The sequence below is a fragment of the Burkholderia sp. Tr-20355 genome (assembly GCF_017104685.1).
Lineage (GTDB): Bacteria > Pseudomonadota > Gammaproteobacteria > Burkholderiales > Burkholderiaceae > Burkholderia > Burkholderia seminalis.
In genome coordinates this window covers 23,711-42,948 of the sequence record NZ_JAAGPK010000030.1, presented here as the reverse complement: position 1 = coordinate 42,948, position 19,238 = coordinate 23,711, and the positions used below count along the sequence as shown (strand labels likewise).

The window sequence follows — 19,238 nt, the reverse complement described above, 5'->3', positions numbered from 1 at the left end:
GGTCATACCTCGTAGGTCGACAGCGACGAGCAGGCACCGCACTTTCCGCAGCCTGCCTTGATGTCGGCGGAGCGCATGCCGGCATCGCGCAGCATGGCGCCGAGCGGTTCGAGCACCGCCCGCATGAAGTCCGGCGACGGCGCGGGATGACTCTCCAGCGGCGTGCCGCTGATCGGCACGAACGGCACGACGAACGGATACACGCCCAACCCGATCAGTTCGCGCGACATGTCGAGGATCGCGGCCGCGCTGTCGCCGAGCCCGGCGAGGATGTAGGTGCTGACCTGTCCGCGGCCGAACACCGCGACGGCCGCGCGGAATGCCGCCATGTAGCGGGACAACGGCACGCTCGCCTTGCCGGGCATGATCCGTTCGCGCACGGCCGTCGTCACGGCTTCCAGATGCATGCCCAGCGTATCGATCCCGCTTGCCTTCATCCGCTCGAACCAGCCGTCGTCGTCGGGCGGCTCGCATTGCGCCTGGATCGGGAGATCGACGGCCGCCTTGATCGCGAACGCGCTTTCGCAGAGCACGCGCGCGCCGCGGTCGAGCGTCGGCGGTGTGCCGGTCGTCAATACCATGTGCTTGACGCCGTCGAGCAGGACCGCCGCGCGCGCCACCTCGGCGAGTTGCTCAGGCGTCTTGCGGGCGATCGTCCTGCCGGCTGCGAGCGACTGGCCGATCGAGCAGAACTGGCAGGTCTTGCGCCGGCTCTCGTAGCGAATGCAGGTCTGCAACACCGTGGTCGCCAGCACGTCGGCACCGTGCAGCGTCGCGATGTGCGAATACGGCACGCCCTCCAGCGTCTGCAATGCGTAGAAGCGCGGGTTCGACGGAAAGCTGATGCTCGCGATCGGGATGGTGCCGCGCGAGAGCTGGCTGACGCCCGCCGCGTCGGGCGCCGCCGCGACGAACGGCGAATCCCACGCGGTGCTCGTGTGCACAGGCACCATGATGGTCACGCCGTCGACCGTCACGGCCTTGTGATCGGACGGCCCGGCGCCGCCGCGCCGGCTCGCGGCGCCAACCCGCGGATCCGCGAGGCGCAGCCCGACCGACTGCAGTTCAGTCATCAATTGCCGGCTCTGCACCGACGGTTTCGCGTTCACGCTCATGGCAGTTTCCCTCGAAGTCAGGGGCGGCCGACCCGTTGATCCCCATCGGGGTCACCGTCGCCGCCGGCCGATCGTTGATGGCAAGGCTCAGCAGTTCCGGCCGCGCATAGTGGCCGACCGAGTCCATCATTCGCTTGCGCTTGGTGATCAGCGACATGTCCAGGTCGGCGATCACCATCCCTTCGCCGGCACGCAACGGCTCGGCCAGGTGCTGCCCCTCCGGGGACACGATCGCGGTATTGCATCCGCCGCGCAGGGCCTTCTGCAGATTCGGATCGCCCGTGATCGACTCGATCTGGGCATCCGTCAGCCAGCCGGTCGCATTGACGACGAAGCAGCCGGACTCCAGCGCGTGGTGGCGGATCGTGACCTCGATCTGGTCCGCGAAGATCGGGCCGACCAGCGATCCGGGGAACTGGCTGCAATGAATTTCCTCGTGCTGCGTCATCAGCGCATAACGGGCGAGCGGGTTGTAGTGCTCCCAGCACGCGAGCGCACCGACCCGTCCGGCACCGGTCCGCACGACCTTGAGTCCGGCCGCATCCCCCTGCCCCCAGATCATCCGCTCGTGAAACGTCGGCGTGATCTTGCGGCGCTTCAGCGCGAGGCGCCCGTCGCCGTCGAAGATCAGCTGCGTGTTGTACAGGCTGCCGTGGTCGCGCTCGTTCACGCCGAGCACGACCACCATCCCGTGCAGGCGCGCGCGCTCCGCGACCGCATGCGTCACGGGCCCCGGCACCGTCACGGCCTGCTCGTAGAGCCGCATGTGATCGGCGCCGGACGCGACCGGCGTCCGCACGAACGAGAAGTACGGGTAGTACGGCACGAATGTTTCGGGAAAGACGATCAGCTGGACGCCCTTGCCGGCGGCCTCGTCGATCGTCGCGCAGACCTTGTCGAGCGTGCCGCCGGCGCGTTCCAGATCGGGCGCGATCTGGACGGCTGCCGCCCGGACGATGCGTTTGTCGGACATGATGGCACCCGTGATTCGATCAAACGGTCCAGGTATGGATGATCAGCGCGTTCTCCTTGCGGTGAAGCAGCTGGATATCGAGCACGTCGAGCGGGTTGATCGGCCGGATGCCCTCGATCAGCGACGCTTCGCCATGTCCGTAAAGTGCCTGCAATGCAAAGCGGCACGCATAGACTTTCCCGCCTTCCTCCATGAACTTCACGAGCTGCTTGTTGAAGTTCAGATGGCCGGGAAACGCCTCGTCGCCCAGTGTCGGGAACCCGCGTTGCAGGCCGAGCGTCACGCCGGGGCCGTAGAGCAGCACCGACGTCTCGAACCCCTTGCGCTGCAGGCGGGTCGCCTGCAGGAGGTTCACGAAGCCGATCGACCCCTCGAACGCAACCGTGTGGAACGTCACGAGCGCCTTCTCGCCCGCTTCCGCCTTGACGTCTTCGAATACTTTTTCCTCGTAGTCGACGAGGAAATCTCCCTTCTTGTGCAGAGGCTGATTGACTGCGGGCATGGCACGCTCCGTCTGGAAATGAGTTGAATGAGATTCCCGAACGCTTTCGAATCCGGGCGAACTCATTAACGCAACGCATATGCCAACCGGGCCGCGACCCGATGCAATCACTCTGCAATCATTCAATCCAAAAATGCCGCTGCAGTCGGTTCGATCCTTGCGTGCCCCAATCCGGATCCAACTGAAAGCGGCCCGTCCGGGCCGAACGGCGCACCTGACTGATGCAGCACGCATGAACCGGTGCGCGCCCGGCGTGCATCGATGCATCAATCCGATACACGATGCAATCAATGCAATCAGTCGGTTTCCACGGCGCGATATATATATTTTTCGATTAATGCGCCATGCTAACGTTTTGATGAATCGTCAAATGGAAACAGGTATGGATTACGCAATCCATCATTGGTCGAAGCGCTTGCTGGAAAGCAGGAAACCGGCCTATCAGCTGATCCCCGACCTCATCGAGGAAGATCTTGCGGCCGGCCGGCTGAAACCGCGCGACCGCCTGCCCGGGCTGCGCGATCTCGCCGGGGCGCTGAACCTGAACTACACGACGGTCGCCCGCGCGTATGCGGAAGCCCGCCGACGCGGCTTGCTCGATACGCGGGCAGGAAGCGGCACGTTCGTGCGCGGCCCGACGCAAACGGTCCAGCTGTCGGGCGGGAGCAGCATCGAGATGTCGATGAACATGCCCCCTGAACCGGCCGAGATGGTCGGCCGGCTGCAACAATCGGCGGCGGCATTGTTCGCCGCCGCGGACCCTTACCAACTGATGCGATATCAGGATTTCGGCGGCACACCGGCGGATCGCGCCGCCGGCCGCGCATGGCTGGCCCATCGCCTGCCCGGCTGCAGCAGCGATACCGTGCTCGTTTGTCCGGGAATCCACAGCGCGCTCGTCGCGCTCGTCTCCCGGCTTGCGCGCCGCGGTGATTCGATCTGCCTCGATTCACTCGCGTACCCCGGCATCAAGGCCATCGCATCGCAACTGGGCGTCCAGTTGCAGCCGCTGCCGCGGGACGACGACGGGCCGTTGCCGCATGCGTTCGAATCGCTCTGCCGAAGCGGACAGCCCGCGGCGCTGTACTGCAACCCGACCCTGCAGAATCCAAGCACGCTCACGATACCGTTCAGGCGCCGCGAAGCGCTGGCGGATATCGCGATGCGCTACAACGTGCCCATCATCGAGGACGACGCGTACGCGATGCTCCCGCAGAGCGCCCCGCCGCCACTGGCGTTGCTGGCCCCCGAACTGACCTACTACGTGACCGGCATGTCGAAGAACCTCGGCGCCGGGCTGCGAATCGCCTACCTGCTGGCGCCGACGGTGCGCGAAACACAGCGTATCGCGGGGGCATTGCGCGCCACGACCGTGATGCCGAGCCCGTTCACGATGCTGCTGTCCACCCAGTGGATCAACGACGGCACGGCAAGCGAGATGCTGGCCGCCATCCGATCCGAGGCGCATTCACGGCAGGCGATCGCCAGCCGCGTTCTCGGCGCATGGCCTTTCGACGCGCATCCCGACGGTTTTCATCTCTGGTTGCCGATTCCCGGCGAGTGCCAGTGGACAGCACCGGATCTCGCGCAATATCTGCGAAGCCGGAGTGTCGCCGCCGTGGCAAGCGCGGCATTCTCGACCGACGGCAACCCGCCGGACGCGATTCGCCTCTGCCTCGGCGGCCCGCAGGATCAGGAGCGCTGCCGCGACGGCCTGCAGCTTGTCGCCGACGCACTGACCGACGCACATCATCTTTACAGTGCCGCGATGTAGCCGCGCCGGGTAGCGGACGGATCGCACGAACCGGACGCCGCGCGACGCATCCACTCACATGCGCATCGTATTTCGACGCACGACCAAGCGCTGCCGGCCCGCCCCTGCACCACCGGCACGTGCCGCCGCACCGGTCAGAACTTGTGCCGAATGCCGATCCTCGCCGCGGTCTGAAAACTCGTGCTGGACGGCGATCCGAGCGCTGCTTCGATTTGAGCGCCGTGCGCATGATCATGCGCGAGCGCTCCGACGAAATACACGTCCGTGCGTTTGGAAATGAAGTAATCGACCCCGATGGTCGCCTGATTCGCGCTGCCGACCCCGTTGTTGCGCTGCTGGAACTGGAACCCGGCGCCGAGCGAGAGGTCGGGCCTGACAAAGTAAGTCACGCCGCCGTCATAGGTCAGCGCGCGCGCTTGGGTGCCGCTGCTCAACTGGACATCGGTCACCACACCGAATATCTGCGCTTTCCCCAGGCTGTATGTTGCACCGCCGGCGTATTCCGTCAAATTCGCGGAGCGGGTCGCGTTATGCTGCTTGAAATACGACAGCGATGCGGCGAGCCCGCCCCGGTTGTAGTTCAGCAGGAAGTTCATCGCGCTGTTGGTGCCCAATGAGCCGGCCACATTGCCGAAACCGTACATGGCACCGACACTGAAGCCCGAAATCGTCGGCGAAAGATACTTCACCGAGTTATTGACGTTGTCGCCCCACAGTCGGTTATCCAGCGTATACCCGCCAGCCGCATACGCCGGAATGCCCCACGCGAGGATACCCGCGGCCGTGTTTCCCGCGATCGAGTACGCGGGGAAAATATCGCCGATGAAGTCGTATTGCCGCCCGAGCGTCAGCGTCCCGAACCGCCCGTCGAGGCCGACGAAGGCCGCGCGGTTGAACAACAGCCCGCTCTGCGCCAAGGCCCCGTTGGAAAGTTGAAAACCGCTTTCGAGCGTGAAGATCGCCTTGAGCCCGCCACCCAGGTCCTCTTTGCCCGTCAGCCCCCAACGATCTCCCTGCGACGACCCGGACGTGAACTGCACGAGCGCGCCATGTCCGGTGCCCGACGTTGCATTGTTCGTGTACGTGATGCCCGCATCGACCAGCCCGTACAGCGTCACTGACGACTGCGCATGTGCCACGCCGCACCCGACCGCGGCGCACACCACCATGCTTCGCTTGATGATCCTGTTCATATCGCTATCCTAATTTTATGGCGTAGTTTTCGTTGACGAAAATGGCTGAGGAACACGTCCCGCTGAAAATGCGCTGGAATCGTTTGATCAATGGGCAGGCGTCTGCGGGTAAACCTCCGGCTTGCCTCCACGACGAACGGTCTCAACACGTCCGCTTCCCACTGCGCGTCCACTTTATGACCGGCGTTTTTTGAGCCCCATCGTCAGAAATGTCGATGCGGAAATCCCGGTCAGTGGCGGCGGCATTCAGGGTCCGCCGCGGGCATCCCTTTCGGCCCGAAAACAGGCGGCGGATGCGACTGCGGCATGAATACAACGGACCGGCAAAGGCCGCACGTTCGTTGCTGATCGGGATTTTTTACGCTGCTATGATTGATGCGTAATGCGAACCAGTCTTCCAAGACTGTCGCGCGTGCCGTCTCCTGACTCCTCCTACCGATGAGGCCCCCTTGAAGCCACCAGTTCACGATCTCACGCTCGACGAACTCCGACTTTTCGGCGACATCATCGGGCGGCTCGAAGAGCTCGGACCGATCGTGGATGTCAGACGTGTCGTTTTGTCAGACTTGACCCGGTTGTTGCGATCCGATTTCTGCGTCTCCTACAACTGGGATGCCGAGAAAGGGACCTACGTCGACCCGATTGCGGTCAACGTCGACTCGGATCACGTGCGTCGCTACACAAGCTGGTACCAGCACAATGACCCGATGACGGCGCAGCTCTGCAGGATGCGCCGGGCCACGTTCGTGGAGGAAGTGATGGACCGGCCTGCCCTGGAGAAAAGCGAGTTCTATAACGAGTTTCTCGCGCAGGATGGTTTGCATCACGGGATCAACGTGTTCGTTTTCGACGGCGAACGCCAGCTCAGCGACCTGAGAATCTGGCGAACCAGGAATCGGCCTGAATTCGAGCTGCGCGACAAACTCGTGCTCGATGCGATCGAGCCGTTCCTTTGCCGCGCCATCAAACGTCGGGCAGGCAGCGCGACGGGGCTCACGGACCGTGAGAGCGAGATCGCCCAGCTCGTCGCAAAGGGTTGTACCGATCAGGATATCGGCCGCCTTCTCTGCATCAGCTTGTCGACCGTACGCACCCATTTGCGGCGGATCATGGACAAGAAGGGATTCTCCAACCGTGCGGAGCTGGCTGCTTCCGTCGCCGCGGCCGGAACGGCCGCGCCGTGACGACGATTGAACGGCGCGGTCGACGCTCAGGTACGCACAAACGGCGAATCGCCTGACACGCGAGCCTAAACGGCCAATACGGCTTCGAGCCGGTCGCGCGACATATCGATCGAGTCGCCCGACAGCACGACCTCTCCATGATCCAGACCGATGAAATGGTCGGCGATCGACGTGAGAAACGTCAGATTCTGTTCGACCACCACGAACGCCGCGCCTTCGTTGATTCGAGACCGGATAACGGATGCCATCCGCTCCAGGTTCTCCTGCTGAACGCCTTCCGACGGCTCGTCGATCAGCGTGAGCGGCGAACGCTCCGCGATGATCCTGGCGAAGGAAAGCAGCTTCTTTTCACCCCCGCTCAGTTTCCCGGCTGCCTGCGGCAACCGCTCTTTCAGACGCGGGAAAATCTCGAACAATTCTTCGTATGCTTCCAGGCTTCTTGTCTTGAATCCGAGGGTCAGGTTGTCTGCAACGCTCAAATTGTCGAAGACAACCCGTTCCTGCGGCGCATAGCTCATCCCCAGACGTCGCCGTTGGTGCGACGGTACTTTTCCTACTTCACCGCCGTTGACCGTGACTGCCCCGGAAGTGGGCTGGATAACACCTGTCAGGGCGCGCATCAGTGTCGACTTGCCCACACCGTTGCGGCCAAACACCCCCAGGACATTACCCGCGGCCACCTCGCCGCTGATTCCCTTGAGCACCATCGTGTCGCCGTAACCCGCGACGATCGACGAAAACCTCAACACGGCTTCCCGCCGGCGTTCGCTCACTTTCTTCCTCCCGAGTAGACGGCCTTGACGTCTGCCGACCTCTTGATCTGCGACAGCGATCCGACCGCGAGGCTTCTTCCCTGATGCAGGACCACCACGTTGCCGGCGATCTTTTCGAGTGCGCTCATGTCATGCTCGATCACGATGGCTGACGCCTCCAGTTCGCCCACGGTCGACGTGATCGCGTCCATCATGTGACGGGTTTCGTGCGCCGAGAGGCCGGCGCACGGTTCGTCGAGGAGCAAAAGACGCGGCTCGGTGATCGCCACCATCGCGAACTCCAGCATCTGGCGCATCCCTTGAGACAGATCGCCCGCACGAACCGCCAGATTCGATTCGAGAAACCCGAATTTCCCGAGCGTGCGTACGCGTTGAACCGAGTTCCAATGCAGCGGCGCCGCGCTCAGCATCTCCCGAGGACGTATCCGGTTCGCCCACAGGGCGATCTGAAGATTCTGGTCGACCGACAACCGGGCAAACACCGCGGGAATCTGAAACTTGCGGCCGATGCCCAGTCGGGCGACCTGCCACGCCTGAGAGGACGAAATCTCGGTCCCGCGAAAGTGAATTTCACCTGAACGGACCGGCAAGCGGCCCGTCATTGCGTTGAATGTCGACGTCTTGCCGGCGCCATTCGGGCCAATGAAACAATGGATGACCCCGGCTCCCACCTCGAGATCGAGCCCGTTGAGAATGTTGACGCCCCCCTGGCTGACTTCCACCTTGCGGAAACTGAGCAGCGCGGATTGAGCCGGCCGCCTGTCGATCGTCGCGATCTCGTGAGCATCTAGCCGTTTCTCCGGAATGCTGTTCGCGACGCGCAGACCCGCCATCCGGGCAAGCGCGGCGGCCGCGCCGGCCAGGCCATCGGGAAACAGCCGCACCACACCGATGAAAATCAGCGCGACCAGCACTTCCCAATAGGTGAACAGATCGCGCCAGGTCGCGGCGAGCAGCCCGATCACGACGGCACCGAGTTGCGCACCCAACGGAATGCGCTTCCCCCCGACGGCTGCCCAGATGACGAACTGCGCCGACAACGCGACGCCGACCGCCTGAGGGCCGACGAGACCCTCGTGAGGCGCATACAGCGCGCCGCCCAGACCCGCGATCGCGCCCGAGAGGCCGAAAGCGGCCGCCTTCAGCCGGTGCGTCGCGAATCCAAGGAACTGGAGGCGATCCTCATTCTCCGAGAGGGCGGCCCAGAGCGTCCCGATGGGGCGGCGACTCAACCAGGTGATCCCCGCCGTGACGACAACCGCGGCCACGGCGATCACGTAATACAGGTTTCCATACCGGTCGGTCATCGGCAGGTCGGGAATATCGGTGAGCCCGTTGAAGCCGCCGGTGACGCTGCTCCATTGATTGGCCAACAGAAATCCCAACATGCATGACGCAAGCGTAATCAGCGAAAAAAACGGCCCGCTGTCGATCCGGCGCGCAAAGACGATCAATCCGATGGCATAGGCCAGGGCCGCCGGTACCGCGACTGCAAGCGGAAGCAGGACGATCTGCCATTCGCCGCCGGCCGCGGCCGCGGCGCGCAATACCAAGGCGCTGACATACGCGCCCAGCCCGAAGAACAGGCTTTGGCCCAGCGGCAAAAAGCCCGCATTCCCCCAGCACAGCGCAACGCCTTGCGTTGCCATTCCATACAGCAACAGAAGCCCGATCTGGTTTGCACTGTAGTCACCGGCCCACAGCGGCAAGCTCAGAAGAACCGCCGCCGTGACAACCTGGAGGGCCGTTTCAACGGCGCGAGACGAGGCCATTCGGGCGACTCCACAAGAAATAGATGGACAGGATCAGAACGGCGGTATAACCCGACGTCTGATCGATGAAACTCGACACCGCGACCTGCGTTCCGCCGATGACGAACGTGCCGACCGCGAGACCGAGCAAGCTGCCGAGGCCGCCGACCACGAGCACGAAAAACGAATTGAGCAGATAGTCGAGGCCCATGTACGGCTCGACCCGCACGATCGGCGCGAGCAACACCCCCGCCAACCCGGCCAGCACCACCCCCGTGATGAACGTGCCGCTGGCCAGCCGGGTCGTATTGATGCCGGCCGCCCTGGCAAGAAGGGGATTCGCGACCATGCCCCGAATCCGCGCGCCCGTCTGGCTGCGGCCGTACCATGCCGCGAGCGCGGCGAATGCCAGGCCCACCGCGAGCATCATCGCAAGCCGGAATGCCGGATACGGGGTGCCCAGGACATCGATCGATGCGCCATCCGCGCCAGTCACGTCCTGGTAACCCTTTCCGAACAATGCGGCCACCCCTTCGCGCAGCAGGATCGAAACGCCCCAGGTGGCGAGCAAGGTATCGAACGGCCGCTCATACAAGGGACGAACCAGCACGCGTTCGACGATCCAACCCACGGCAGCGCATACGACGATCGCCACGGGTATGGCAAGCAAAGCGGGTAATCCGAAACGCTGCACGACGACCACCGAGTACGCGCCCAGCATGATGAACTCGCCATGCGCCATGTTCAGCACGCCCAGCAGCCCGAACACGATGGCCAGACCGATCGTCGTGAGCGCGAGGGCCGCACACGCGTACCCGAGATTGAGAAGATGGGAAAGCAGCATGACGTCAACCCGCACCCGCTCCGCTCGCACAGGTCTCGGCCGAGCCAAGCTGCGAGAACGTCTTGACGATGTCGTATCGCACACCTGATGCCCTGGCGAGGAAGATGTCGGCCGTCACGTTGCGGGACTTCATCGTGACCACGCCGCGCGGGCCTTTGTAGCCTGCCCCGTCGGAGGCCTTCGTCAGATCGCCGATCGACGCGGAATTCGCCTTCCTGGCCATCGCGTCATACATCAGGACGCCCTCGTACGTCGACTCGCCGATGCTGCTCAAAACCGCCGACGCGCCGAACCGCTTGTGATAACGCTCCAGAAACGGCGCGGACGTTGCGGTCGGCGTCGCGAAAAAGCCGGACGCCGAGTAGAGGTTCCTGGTGTTGGACGCACCGATCCCGATCAACGTGTTTTCCTCGATCATCGTGCCGAAGCGGATCATCCTGTCGCCGAGACCGAAGCTCGCAAAACTTCTGTTGAACGTGACGGCCGACCCGCCCACCAGCGTGATGAACACCGCATCCGCCTTGCTGTCGCGGATTTTGCCCAGTACCGCGTCGAAGTTGTCGACGTCGAACGGAACGTACTCTTCGCCGACCACGGTCGCGCCGGAACCCTGAATCGCCTTTTTCGCCACTTCGTTCGACTTGCGCGGCCAGATGTAGTCGTTGCCGATCAGGAACCAGCGCTTGACCTGGTGCTGGGCGGTCAACCACGGAATGACCGGCGTCAGTTGCTGCGCGGGCGTCTCGCCAACGAAGAACGTGCCCTTCGCGCAATCGCCCCCTTCGTACATCGGGGTATAGAAGTAAGGCACCTGGCCTCGGAACAGACTTTCCAGCGCCGTGCGGACAGCACTATCGTGCGATCCGACAAAGACCTCCGCCTTGTCGCGCTTCCACAGGCGCAGCGCCGTCTGCGCGGACTCGGAAGGCGCGGCGCCGGCATCTCCCACCAGCAACTCGAGCGGGCGCCCCAACACGCCCCCGCGCGCGTTGATCTCGTCGATCGCCATCGCTGCGCAGTTTTTGCAGGCTTGACCGAAAAATGCGGCCGGCCCGCTCATCGGCGCCATCAGCGCCAACTTCAGCGGCTGGTTTGCCGCGCGAACCGACACCGGAACGAGCCCCCCGACGCCCACCGCGGCACTGGCGGCACCGAGCGCAATACTTTTCAGGATATGTCGACGATTCATTTGCTTGCCTTTCTCGTTAAGCCGTTGCCGGATGATTGAACGTGTGCGTCGAGACGCGGGAACGTCGCCGCACACAGCACGCGCTCCATTTCCTTGCCGATCTGCAGGATTCGCTGATCCGAATACGGCGCACCGTCCAGCGCCAATCCAACCGGGAGGCCGTCCCGGGTCAGGCCTGCGGGAACGGTGATGCCGGGTACCCCTGCGTTGCTGCCCGGTTCGGTATTTCGTGTGTATGCGGCAAAGACATCGAGCGCTTCAGACCCGACCGCCACGGTTTCGGCGCCGATGCGGCAAGCGGGAATCAGCACGGTGGGAAACAGCAGCGCATCTGCCTCCACTTCGCGAAGACACGCCACGTAGGACGTGCGGGACCGCTCTCGCGCGAGGAGCGCTTCGGCGTATTCGGCCGCGGAAATCGCACCGGCCCCCAGGATGTCGCCGACGATCCGGATCACATCCGGGCTCCTGATCTGGGCAACGATCTCCGGGAACGTCACGGCCACGCCGCCTGTTTCCAGATAGCGGCCCACGGCGCCGCCGAACTCGAAAAAAGGAATGGTTGCGTTCTTCTTCGCACGAAAAAACGGATAACGTCGCAGGTCCACGTCAACCAGATCGAAGCCCGCATCCTTCAGCGTCTGCAGCGCACGTTCGAGTACCGGCCGTGCGTCGGGCGACAACCCCTCCCACAACGTCGAGTACGGAACTGCCAGGCGAACGTCACGTGCATCGTCGGCAACGGGCGGCGCTGAACCCCCTCCAGACAGGATCGCGTCCAGCAACATCACGTCGGCGACGGTGCGGGCGATCGGGCCGACCGTGTCGCGCGTGGGCGATATCGGCACGACGCCCTCGGACGGATAACGTCCGTGCGTGGGACGAAAGCCGACCAGCCCGCACAGCGCCGCCGGGATGCGCACCGATCCGCCCGTGTCGGTGCCGAGCGCCGCCGGCACCGCCCCGCTCGCCACCAGCACGGCCGACCCACCGCTGCTTCCGCCGGGAATTCTGGACGGGTCATACGGGTTGCGGGCCGGGCCAAAAAATCCGTTGTCGTTGGTGCAGCCGAAAGCGAGTTCGTGCATGTTCGCTTTGCCGGCGACCAACGCCCCCGCCTCGACCACACGCGCCACGACTGGCGCCTGCGCTCGCGGAACGGCGTGGCGAAGCGCGGCCGTTCCAGCCGCTGTCGGCATGCCCGCGCAGTCGATGTTGTCCTTGATCGCCAACGGAATGCCGGCAAGTGACATCCGGCCTGTCCGGGCTGCGAGCGGTTCGTCGTGGGCCCGCGCCGATTGCAACAACGTCTCGGGGTTGAAATGCGCGAACCCGTTCAGCGACTCGGTGTTGGCCTGTTGATCCACCAGCGCCTGTACGTATTCCAGGCAGGAGATCTCGCGTCGATCGATCGCGCCTTTTGCGTCGACGACTGAAAGCTGCGGCAGGGTGGGCATCTACGTCTCTCGTACATTGCGGTCTTCGTAGATTGCGCGTCGGCCTTTTTGTCGCGCATCGTCAGAAATGACGACGCAGTCAACCCTGACAGCGTCGCTTCACCGCCCCTGGTACAGCCCCGCGACCGACGTCAGTGGCCCTGGTCGCGCGAGTCCGCGCAACGGTCCGACATCCGCCTGCCCGTTGCCGAACGGTCAGGCCGCGTCGATGGTCGAGACGGCATGCTTCGACGTCGCCGCGGGCACCGTTTCATCGAGAAACATTCCCACGAGCGCGCTCACCAGCGACACGCCTCCGACGATCAGCATCGGATAACCCAGACCGAACGTGTCGGCGAGCCCGCCTGCCACCACCGGCATCAGGACCCCGCCAATCAGTTCACTGACTGCGGTGGGAACGCCCACGGCCGAGCCGGTCAGCGTGGACGGGACGGATTCGCAGGGAATCACGGCAAGAAAGAGCGGTGCGATGCCGAAGCCGCAAATCCCGGCAGCAAAGAGGTTGGCGAACATGACGACCGGAGACGCGTGACAAAGAACAAACGCCAACATCAGGATGCCGTAACATGCCGCGGAAACGACGAGCACGATCCGCCGCCCGAGCCGATCCGATATCGCCGGAACGGCGATCATCCCGATAAACCCGCCGAAACCCCATCCGGATATGATCAGGCCGACCGTGCCGAGACCGAGGCCCACGACTTTGGTCAGATAGAGCGCGACGAACGTCGAGAACACGAACAGGCCCGTCTGGAACAGCGATCCGATGACCGTGGTCAGCCAGATGTTCTTGTATCTCAGCACGGTCAAGGGGCCACCCGATGCCGAGCGGGCCTGCGTGTCGCGACCGGCCTCCGTCTTTCGCATGGTCCGGCCGATCAGGAACGTCAGCAACAGCCCCGGAATGCCGAGCACGAAAAACACCCACTCCCAGCGCATATGCATCACGAGTTGGGTCGCGATGATCGGTCCGAGGCCGATACCCAGAAGAGGGAAAAACGACTGGTGGATGCCCAGATTCAGGCCGCGCCGGCTCGGCGTCGATATTTCGTCGATGGTCGCGACGCTGGCGCTGAACACGCCCCCCTCGCCCACGCCAAGAAGGCCTCGCACGAGCAGCATGCCGTGGAACGACTTGGCGACGCCGGTAAAGGCAGTCATCACCGAGAAGAAGATCGACGACCCGAGCAGAATCTTGCGGCGCCCGTGGCGGTCGGACAGGCTCCCGAGCACCCATGTCGAAATGGCCCAGGTCAACGCGAGCACCGAAGCGATGGCGCCTGCCTGCGTGTTGTTCAGTTTCAGCTCCGGCAGCAGAACCGGAAACAGGTACACGATGACCAGACGGTCGAGACCCACGATGCCGAACAGCACCGCAAGAAAGATGACCATCTTCCATTCGTAGTCGCTACTTTCCTTGTATTTCATATCGCCATCCTAACTATATCGTCGTGACTGAATGACCGTTGATTCGAAGAAAAACCGCCAAGCCCACCGGGCCGCGAAACGAAAACCTCCGGCCGGCCCGCCATGACACGACATGGCGGGCCCGATGGTCCCGCTACCGATCTCCGCCGCTGCCCGCAAGCCCGGGCGGGCAGCCGCCGTCTGATGAGGCTAGATCGTCGGCGGCCGTCTCCGCCGGCGTTCCGTCGAGTATTTCGGCGACAGGGGGGCGCGGTCGCCGGTCGATCAACAATCGCAGCACGTCGGGCCGCGAGTAATGCCCCGCGGGATCGAACACGCACTTCGACAGCGATTGCGTGCCGAGATCGATATTGGCGTAGAGCAGGCCTTCCGCGGTTTCGTCGATCTTGTCGAACAACTCCGCCCCGTCGGGCCCGTATCCAACGCTATGGCCACCGCCCGCCCGCAACAGCTGACGTTTGTCCTCGGTGTCGCAAAGATGCTCGACCATCTCCTCGGTGACGACGGTCGACGGCGCGAGGACGAAGCACCCGCCTTCGACGGCATAGGTCCGCGAAACCGCGTTGTTCACCTGGTGGCTCAATGCGCTGGCGAATTCATAGAGGGAAAAGCTCGGCCACGCGGCAACATGGACCTGTTCGCCTTGCGCATACATGGCGGCTTTGGTCAAAGGCTGCACGTGTTCGGCACAACACAGCGCGCCGAGCTTGCCCAACGGACTGTCGATCACGGTCAGGCCGCTGCCCTCCCCGTCACCGAAAACCGTCCGCTCGAGGTGGGTGGGTTTGAGTTTCTGCCGTTGCAGCAGGGTCTCGCCGTCGGGGCCGATCATCCATTGGGCGATATACAACGAGTGGCCCTTGCGCTCCGAGAGGCCCATCACGACCGTGATGCGGTTTTTCCTCGCCGCGTCCCTCAGTGCATCGGCTTCCGGACTGTCGTAGCTCAGCGAGTTGTCGAAGTAGCGCTGAACATAGCCCTTGCTCATATACCAGGCCGGTGTACCGAGCCAGACGTAGAACGGATAGCCCGGCAGCCACACTTCAGGGAATGCGATCAGCGCGGCGCCGGCCCGCGCCGCCTCTTCAATCAAGCGGATGGACTTTTCGATTCCGGCCTGAAGATCGAGGAAGGCCGGGGCGGCCTGCACGACAGCCGCCTTGAACTGGGGATGATTGAGCGCCAAGATACTCCTCCACGACTCGCGGGACGGGACGCCCGCAACGTTGTAGACGAAGTGTCCGGGGCCAATATGGCGGACGCTTGACTCTGACAGAACAGGATTTTTGCTTATGCTGCCAGCACGCGCGATTGACGTGCAGCCCGCTCAGCGGCGATTCAGACAGCGTCGCGATGCGTCGCACGGTAGTCGCGCGCGGACATGCCGAAGCGACGTCGAAACGTGCGACTGAAATGCGATGCGTTATTGAAACCCCACGCCATCGCAATATCGGTAATCGAGCGGTTTGCGTAGGCGCGTTGCCGAAGCCACTCGCCGCATCCGTCGAGTCGGGCCGTACAGATGATCTCGCCGATCGACTCTCCGACCTCGGCGAACAGCCGGTAAAGATAACGGCTGGATACCCCCAGTGCATCGGCGATCTGTTCGGGTCCCAGTTCCGGTTCGCGAATACGGTCACGGATCAACGCACGTGCGCGGAGCAGATGCATCTCTTTCACGTTGGATTTGGGCAGCGGGACCGTGTTGAAATAATCCGCCAACGCCAGCGCGACCAGGTTCGCGGACACATCGCCAAGCCGCTCGCAACCGGTCGTGGCGCCTTCGTCCGACGAAAGCGCCCGGTGCAGGGACGCGATATGGTCCGCGGCGATCCGGCGGATCCCGGTGGCCGCGGGAATCCTCACCGCGGTGTGCTGCCGGCCGCACGGCACCCATTTCTCCAGCGCCTTGCGGGGAAAGCGGATCGTGTAATGCTGCCCGGAGAAATGCCAGACGAAACTGCGCGACGAATCGAACAGCACCATGTCGGCAGGGCCGACGAACGCGGTGCGGGCATCCTGCTCGATCGCGCCTCGCCCTTCGGTCTGGATCGCCACGAGCAGGTAGTCGTCCGCCGTGCGCCGCACTTCGTCCCAGTCATGCGCCGCGACGTGATCGACCGCCGAGATCCGCGACACACACACGCCGTCGGTGTTCACGCTCGAAATCTCGCCATGAAACCCCTGATCGGACTCGGTCCGGAAAACCATCGGGACGCAGCTGGCCCGAACCTGATCCGCCCATGCCAGAAGCCTGTCGTCGCGATGGTAATGATCCGTGGTCGTCACTTGATTCATGGCACGAGGTTCCGGCGGCAGATACGCGAGAGCGTTAACCCGGACCATTACGCATCCAAAATCCGGCGTCAATGCGCAATACCCCGGGACGGCCGCTTCGAAACGTAGCTGCGATCGAGCGCCTCCACCGAGCGACAACCGATGAGGGCAAGCGTCCGGTCCGTTTCCCGTTTGATCATCTCGATGACGTCGCTCACGCCGGCTTCCCCTCTGGCCGCCAACCCGTATAACGTGGCGCGCCCCAGCATCACGGCCTGGGCCCCCAGCGCGATCGCCTTGACGACGTCGGCCCCCGTCCGTATGCCGCTGTCGAGCATGATCGTCGCGCCCGCGATGCGCTCGACGATGTCCGGCAGCACGTCGGCTGTCGCCGGCAGGGCGGCGAGTTGCCTGCCGCCATGGTTCGAAACGATGACGCCGTCCGCGCCGAGCGCGACGCACCGCGCGGCATCGTCGGCCGTCACGATGCCCTTGACGAGGAGCTTGCCCGGCCATTCGTCCCGCAGGCGGCGCAGGTCGTCCCAACCGAAACTCGCATCCATCTGCCGGCGCAGGATCGCGGCCTGCGAGGCCGTGTCCGATGCATCGTCCGTCGCGAAATTCTTCAGCTCGGGCATGCCGTTCATCAGATAGGACCAAAGCCAGCGCGGGTGCGACAGTCCGTCGACCGCCGCACGTGCACTGGCCTTGAACGGCATCGCGAAACCGTTGCAAAGATCGCGTCGGCGAAAGCCGTTGACCGCGACATCGGTGGTGAGGATCAGGGTCGAATAGCGCGCCGCGCGGGCACGATTGACCAGGCTCTTCGCGAGGTTGCGATGAACGACGTACAGTTGAAACCACAGTTCTCCGTCGGCCCCCTTTGCCACCTCCTCGATGGACATGTTGGAAGCCGTCGACAGCGCGAACGGAATACCGGCCTTGCCCGCCGCGCGCGCAAGGGCGAGGTCGCCCTTCGGCCAGAAAGCGCCATTGAGGCCCGTTGGCGCGATCACCAGCGGTAACGGGTTCCGCCGGCCCAACAACGCCACGGACTGCGCGCGTGTGCTGACGTCCGACAGCCGGCGCGGCAACAACTGCAATGTATCGAACGCCGAACGGTTATGCGTCAGCCCCGATTCATCGTCCGCCGCGCCTTCCAGATAGTCGAACACCATGCGCGGCAGCCGCCGTCTGGCTTCGTCTCGATAGTCGCTGACGGAGAACATGCCGGGAAATCCTGTTGTCATGATCGGGGTACTGTCGGAGTCAATCGTGATGCAAAAAAACGCGGCGCGCCGGCGTGCGGTTTCGCGCGCCGCTGTCGACCGGACGAGCGAGGTCAGGCGCCATTGATGGGCGGAATATGGCGACGCACGATCATCAGGCAGATGAACACCATCGCCATCGCGGCGCCCAACATGCCCAGGTATGCGGACGCACCGCCCTGCGTGATCACGAATGCCCCCGCGAACGCGCTGAGAATCGCGCCAAGCCGCCCGAACGCGAGCGCGGACGCGGTCCCGGTCGCGCGAATCTCGGTGGGATAGACGTACGCGCAAAGGGCATACATCGTCGACTGGACCGCGTTCACGAAGAGGCCGTGCAGACCGATTCCGAACACGAGCAACGTCGTGTGGGCGGAGACGTCGAGACCGCGCAGGAACAGCGCGCTCGCGGATGCCATCAGGCAACAGACGAGCAAAGGCCAGCGCGATCCGAACCGACCGATTGCTAGCGCGCAGCCCATTGCGCCGAATACGCCGCCGAGGTTGTAGGCGGTCAGACCGGAACCGGCCACCGACGGGCTGAGCCCCTCGCCCGCCAGCATCGTCGGCAGCCAGCTGAATGCGCTGTAGACCGCGACCAGGTTCATGAAGAATGCGACCCAGATCGCCACCGTGTCACGGCCCTGATGGTCCGCGAACAGCGCACGAAAGCCCGGGCGCGGTCCCGCCTTCTGCTCCTTCTGATCGGCGAACACGGCGTCCGGCTGAATCGAGCGGGACATGCGGGTCAGCAGGTGACGCAATTCGTTCCAGCGTTCGTGACGGCGGGCAAGATAACGCGGCGATTCCGGCATGACGAAATACAGCAGCAGCGCCAGTGCCACGGGAAGCGTGCCGCCGATCAGAAAGAGTCCCCGCCAGCCGTAATGAGGCAGCACGACGCTCGCGAACAGCCCCGCCAGCATGCCCCCGAGCGGTACGCAAACGATGGTGGCGGTCACGGCGAGCGTGCGCCGGCGCGCGGGCGTGAATTCCGCCGTCATGGTCGTCGCGCTCGGCAGCGCACCGCCGATACCCAGTCCCGCGAAGAAGCGCAGGATCGCGATGGTCGTGACGTCCGGCGACAGCGCGATCGAACTCGTCGCCAAGCCGAATACCAGCACGCTCCCGATGATGGCCCAGCGCCGGCCGAACCTGTCCGCGAACAGCCCGGCGAACGCGCTGCCGATCCCCATGCCGACGAGGCCGGCTGCGACGGCGGGCGCGAATGCGTTGCGCGTGATGCCCCATTCCTTGATCAGGCTGGGAATGGCGAACCCGATGAGTTGCCCGTCGAATCCATCCATCACGATCGCAAGCGCGGCGAGCAGGACGACCGTTCGCTGGAAAGCCGAGAACGGTCCATCGTCGAGGGTACGGCCGATGTCTACCGTCGGCAGAAGAGGATTACGATCGTTCATTTCGCTCTCCCCGCCAGATCGGTCAAGTCTGAATCGCATCGCCGGGTAATCCGTGTTCCGACGTGACGGTCAAGCTCGAACCGGATGCG

The 19,238-nt window shown here is 63.9% G+C and carries 16 protein-coding genes; 2 read left to right on the top strand and 14 right to left on the bottom strand.

All coding sequences use genetic code 11. From position 1 onward, the window contains the following. Window positions 1–2: 2 nt before the first annotated feature. The 3 genes from G3N62_RS10935 to G3N62_RS10925 are packed head-to-tail and all read right to left on the bottom strand — an operon-like array spanning window position 3 to window position 2,590. The gene (locus tag G3N62_RS10935) at window positions 3–1,073 is read right to left on the bottom strand and encodes an MSMEG_0568 family radical SAM protein (RefSeq protein WP_124671339.1); all 1,071 of its coding nucleotides are present in this window, start codon (window positions 1,071–1,073) and stop codon (window positions 3–5) included. Next, entirely contained in the window at window positions 1,066–2,088 is a 1,023-nt protein-coding gene (locus tag G3N62_RS10930) for a Nit6803 family nitrilase (RefSeq protein WP_124671340.1), read from the bottom strand. Before G3N62_RS10930 ends, G3N62_RS10935 begins: the two co-directional genes overlap by 8 nt. A 19-nt stretch (window positions 2,089–2,107) precedes the next feature. Next, on the bottom strand, window positions 2,108–2,590 hold the full coding sequence (locus G3N62_RS10925) for an MSMEG_0572/Sll0783 family nitrogen starvation response protein (protein ID WP_034189492.1): 483 nt from the start codon (window positions 2,588–2,590) through the stop codon (window positions 2,108–2,110). Window positions 2,591–2,972: 382 nt separating this feature from the next. On the opposite strand from G3N62_RS10925, the gene G3N62_RS10920 reads away from it, so the two are divergent. Beyond that, on the top strand, window positions 2,973–4,364 hold the full coding sequence (locus G3N62_RS10920; protein WP_124671341.1) for a PLP-dependent aminotransferase family protein: 1,392 nt from the start codon (window positions 2,973–2,975) through the stop codon (window positions 4,362–4,364). Between the two features lie 134 nt (window positions 4,365–4,498). Here the strand turns inward: G3N62_RS10920 and G3N62_RS10915 are convergent, their stop codons facing one another. Then, window positions 4,499–5,557, bottom strand: a complete 1,059-nt coding sequence (locus G3N62_RS10915) for a porin (protein WP_233623289.1) — start codon at window positions 5,555–5,557, stop codon at window positions 4,499–4,501. A gap of 449 nt (window positions 5,558–6,006) precedes the next feature. Between G3N62_RS10915 and G3N62_RS10910 the strand changes: the two genes are divergently transcribed. After that, window positions 6,007–6,741 (top strand): helix-turn-helix transcriptional regulator, encoded by a 735-nt coding sequence (locus G3N62_RS10910; protein WP_034189490.1) that lies wholly within the window; start codon window positions 6,007–6,009, stop codon window positions 6,739–6,741. Between the two features lie 65 nt (window positions 6,742–6,806). On the opposite strand, the gene G3N62_RS10905 is transcribed toward G3N62_RS10910, so the two are convergent. The 10 genes from G3N62_RS10905 to G3N62_RS10860 form a co-directional block, all read right to left on the bottom strand. Further along, window positions 6,807–7,514: an ATP-binding cassette domain-containing protein gene (locus tag G3N62_RS10905; RefSeq protein ID WP_260449356.1), complete on the bottom strand. Its 708-nt coding sequence runs from the start codon at window positions 7,512–7,514 to the stop codon at window positions 6,807–6,809. Continuing rightward, window positions 7,511–9,286, bottom strand: coding sequence for an ATP-binding cassette domain-containing protein (locus G3N62_RS10900; protein WP_124670335.1), 1,776 nt, complete (start codon window positions 9,284–9,286; stop codon window positions 7,511–7,513). Before G3N62_RS10900 ends, G3N62_RS10905 begins: the two co-directional genes overlap by 4 nt. Beyond that, the gene (locus G3N62_RS10895; protein WP_124670334.1) at window positions 9,264–10,109 is read right to left on the bottom strand and encodes a branched-chain amino acid ABC transporter permease; all 846 of its coding nucleotides are present in this window, start codon (window positions 10,107–10,109) and stop codon (window positions 9,264–9,266) included. The genes G3N62_RS10900 and G3N62_RS10895 overlap by 23 nt, the downstream gene beginning before the upstream one ends. Window positions 10,110–10,113: 4 nt before the next feature. Next, window positions 10,114–11,298: a substrate-binding domain-containing protein gene (locus tag G3N62_RS10890; protein ID WP_124670333.1), complete on the bottom strand. Its 1,185-nt coding sequence runs from the start codon at window positions 11,296–11,298 to the stop codon at window positions 10,114–10,116. Continuing rightward, window positions 11,295–12,755, bottom strand: a complete 1,461-nt coding sequence (gene iaaH / locus G3N62_RS10885) for an indoleacetamide hydrolase (RefSeq protein ID WP_124670332.1) — start codon at window positions 12,753–12,755, stop codon at window positions 11,295–11,297. Before iaaH ends, G3N62_RS10890 begins: the two co-directional genes overlap by 4 nt. A gap of 195 nt (window positions 12,756–12,950) precedes the next feature. Continuing rightward, complete coding sequence (locus G3N62_RS10880; protein WP_206141231.1) at window positions 12,951–14,183, bottom strand: MFS transporter; 1,233 nt, start codon at window positions 14,181–14,183, stop codon at window positions 12,951–12,953. A 133-nt stretch (window positions 14,184–14,316) separates the two neighbouring features. Continuing rightward, on the bottom strand, window positions 14,317–15,369 hold the full coding sequence (locus G3N62_RS10875) for a carbon-nitrogen hydrolase family protein (RefSeq protein WP_049031827.1): 1,053 nt from the start codon (window positions 15,367–15,369) through the stop codon (window positions 14,317–14,319). 152 nt (window positions 15,370–15,521) lie between these two features. Further along, window positions 15,522–16,481, bottom strand: coding sequence for a helix-turn-helix domain-containing protein (locus G3N62_RS10870; protein WP_049031828.1), 960 nt, complete (start codon window positions 16,479–16,481; stop codon window positions 15,522–15,524). A 68-nt stretch (window positions 16,482–16,549) separates the two neighbouring features. Further along, window positions 16,550–17,689: an alpha-hydroxy-acid oxidizing protein gene (locus G3N62_RS10865; RefSeq protein ID WP_241013060.1), complete on the bottom strand. Its 1,140-nt coding sequence runs from the start codon at window positions 17,687–17,689 to the stop codon at window positions 16,550–16,552. 113 nt (window positions 17,690–17,802) lie between these two features. Next, window positions 17,803–19,149 carry an MFS transporter gene (locus G3N62_RS10860; protein WP_034189484.1) on the bottom strand — a complete coding sequence of 449 codons (1,347 nt, stop codon included), beginning with the start codon at window positions 19,147–19,149 and terminating at the stop codon, window positions 17,803–17,805. Window positions 19,150–19,238: the final 89 nt, after the last annotated feature.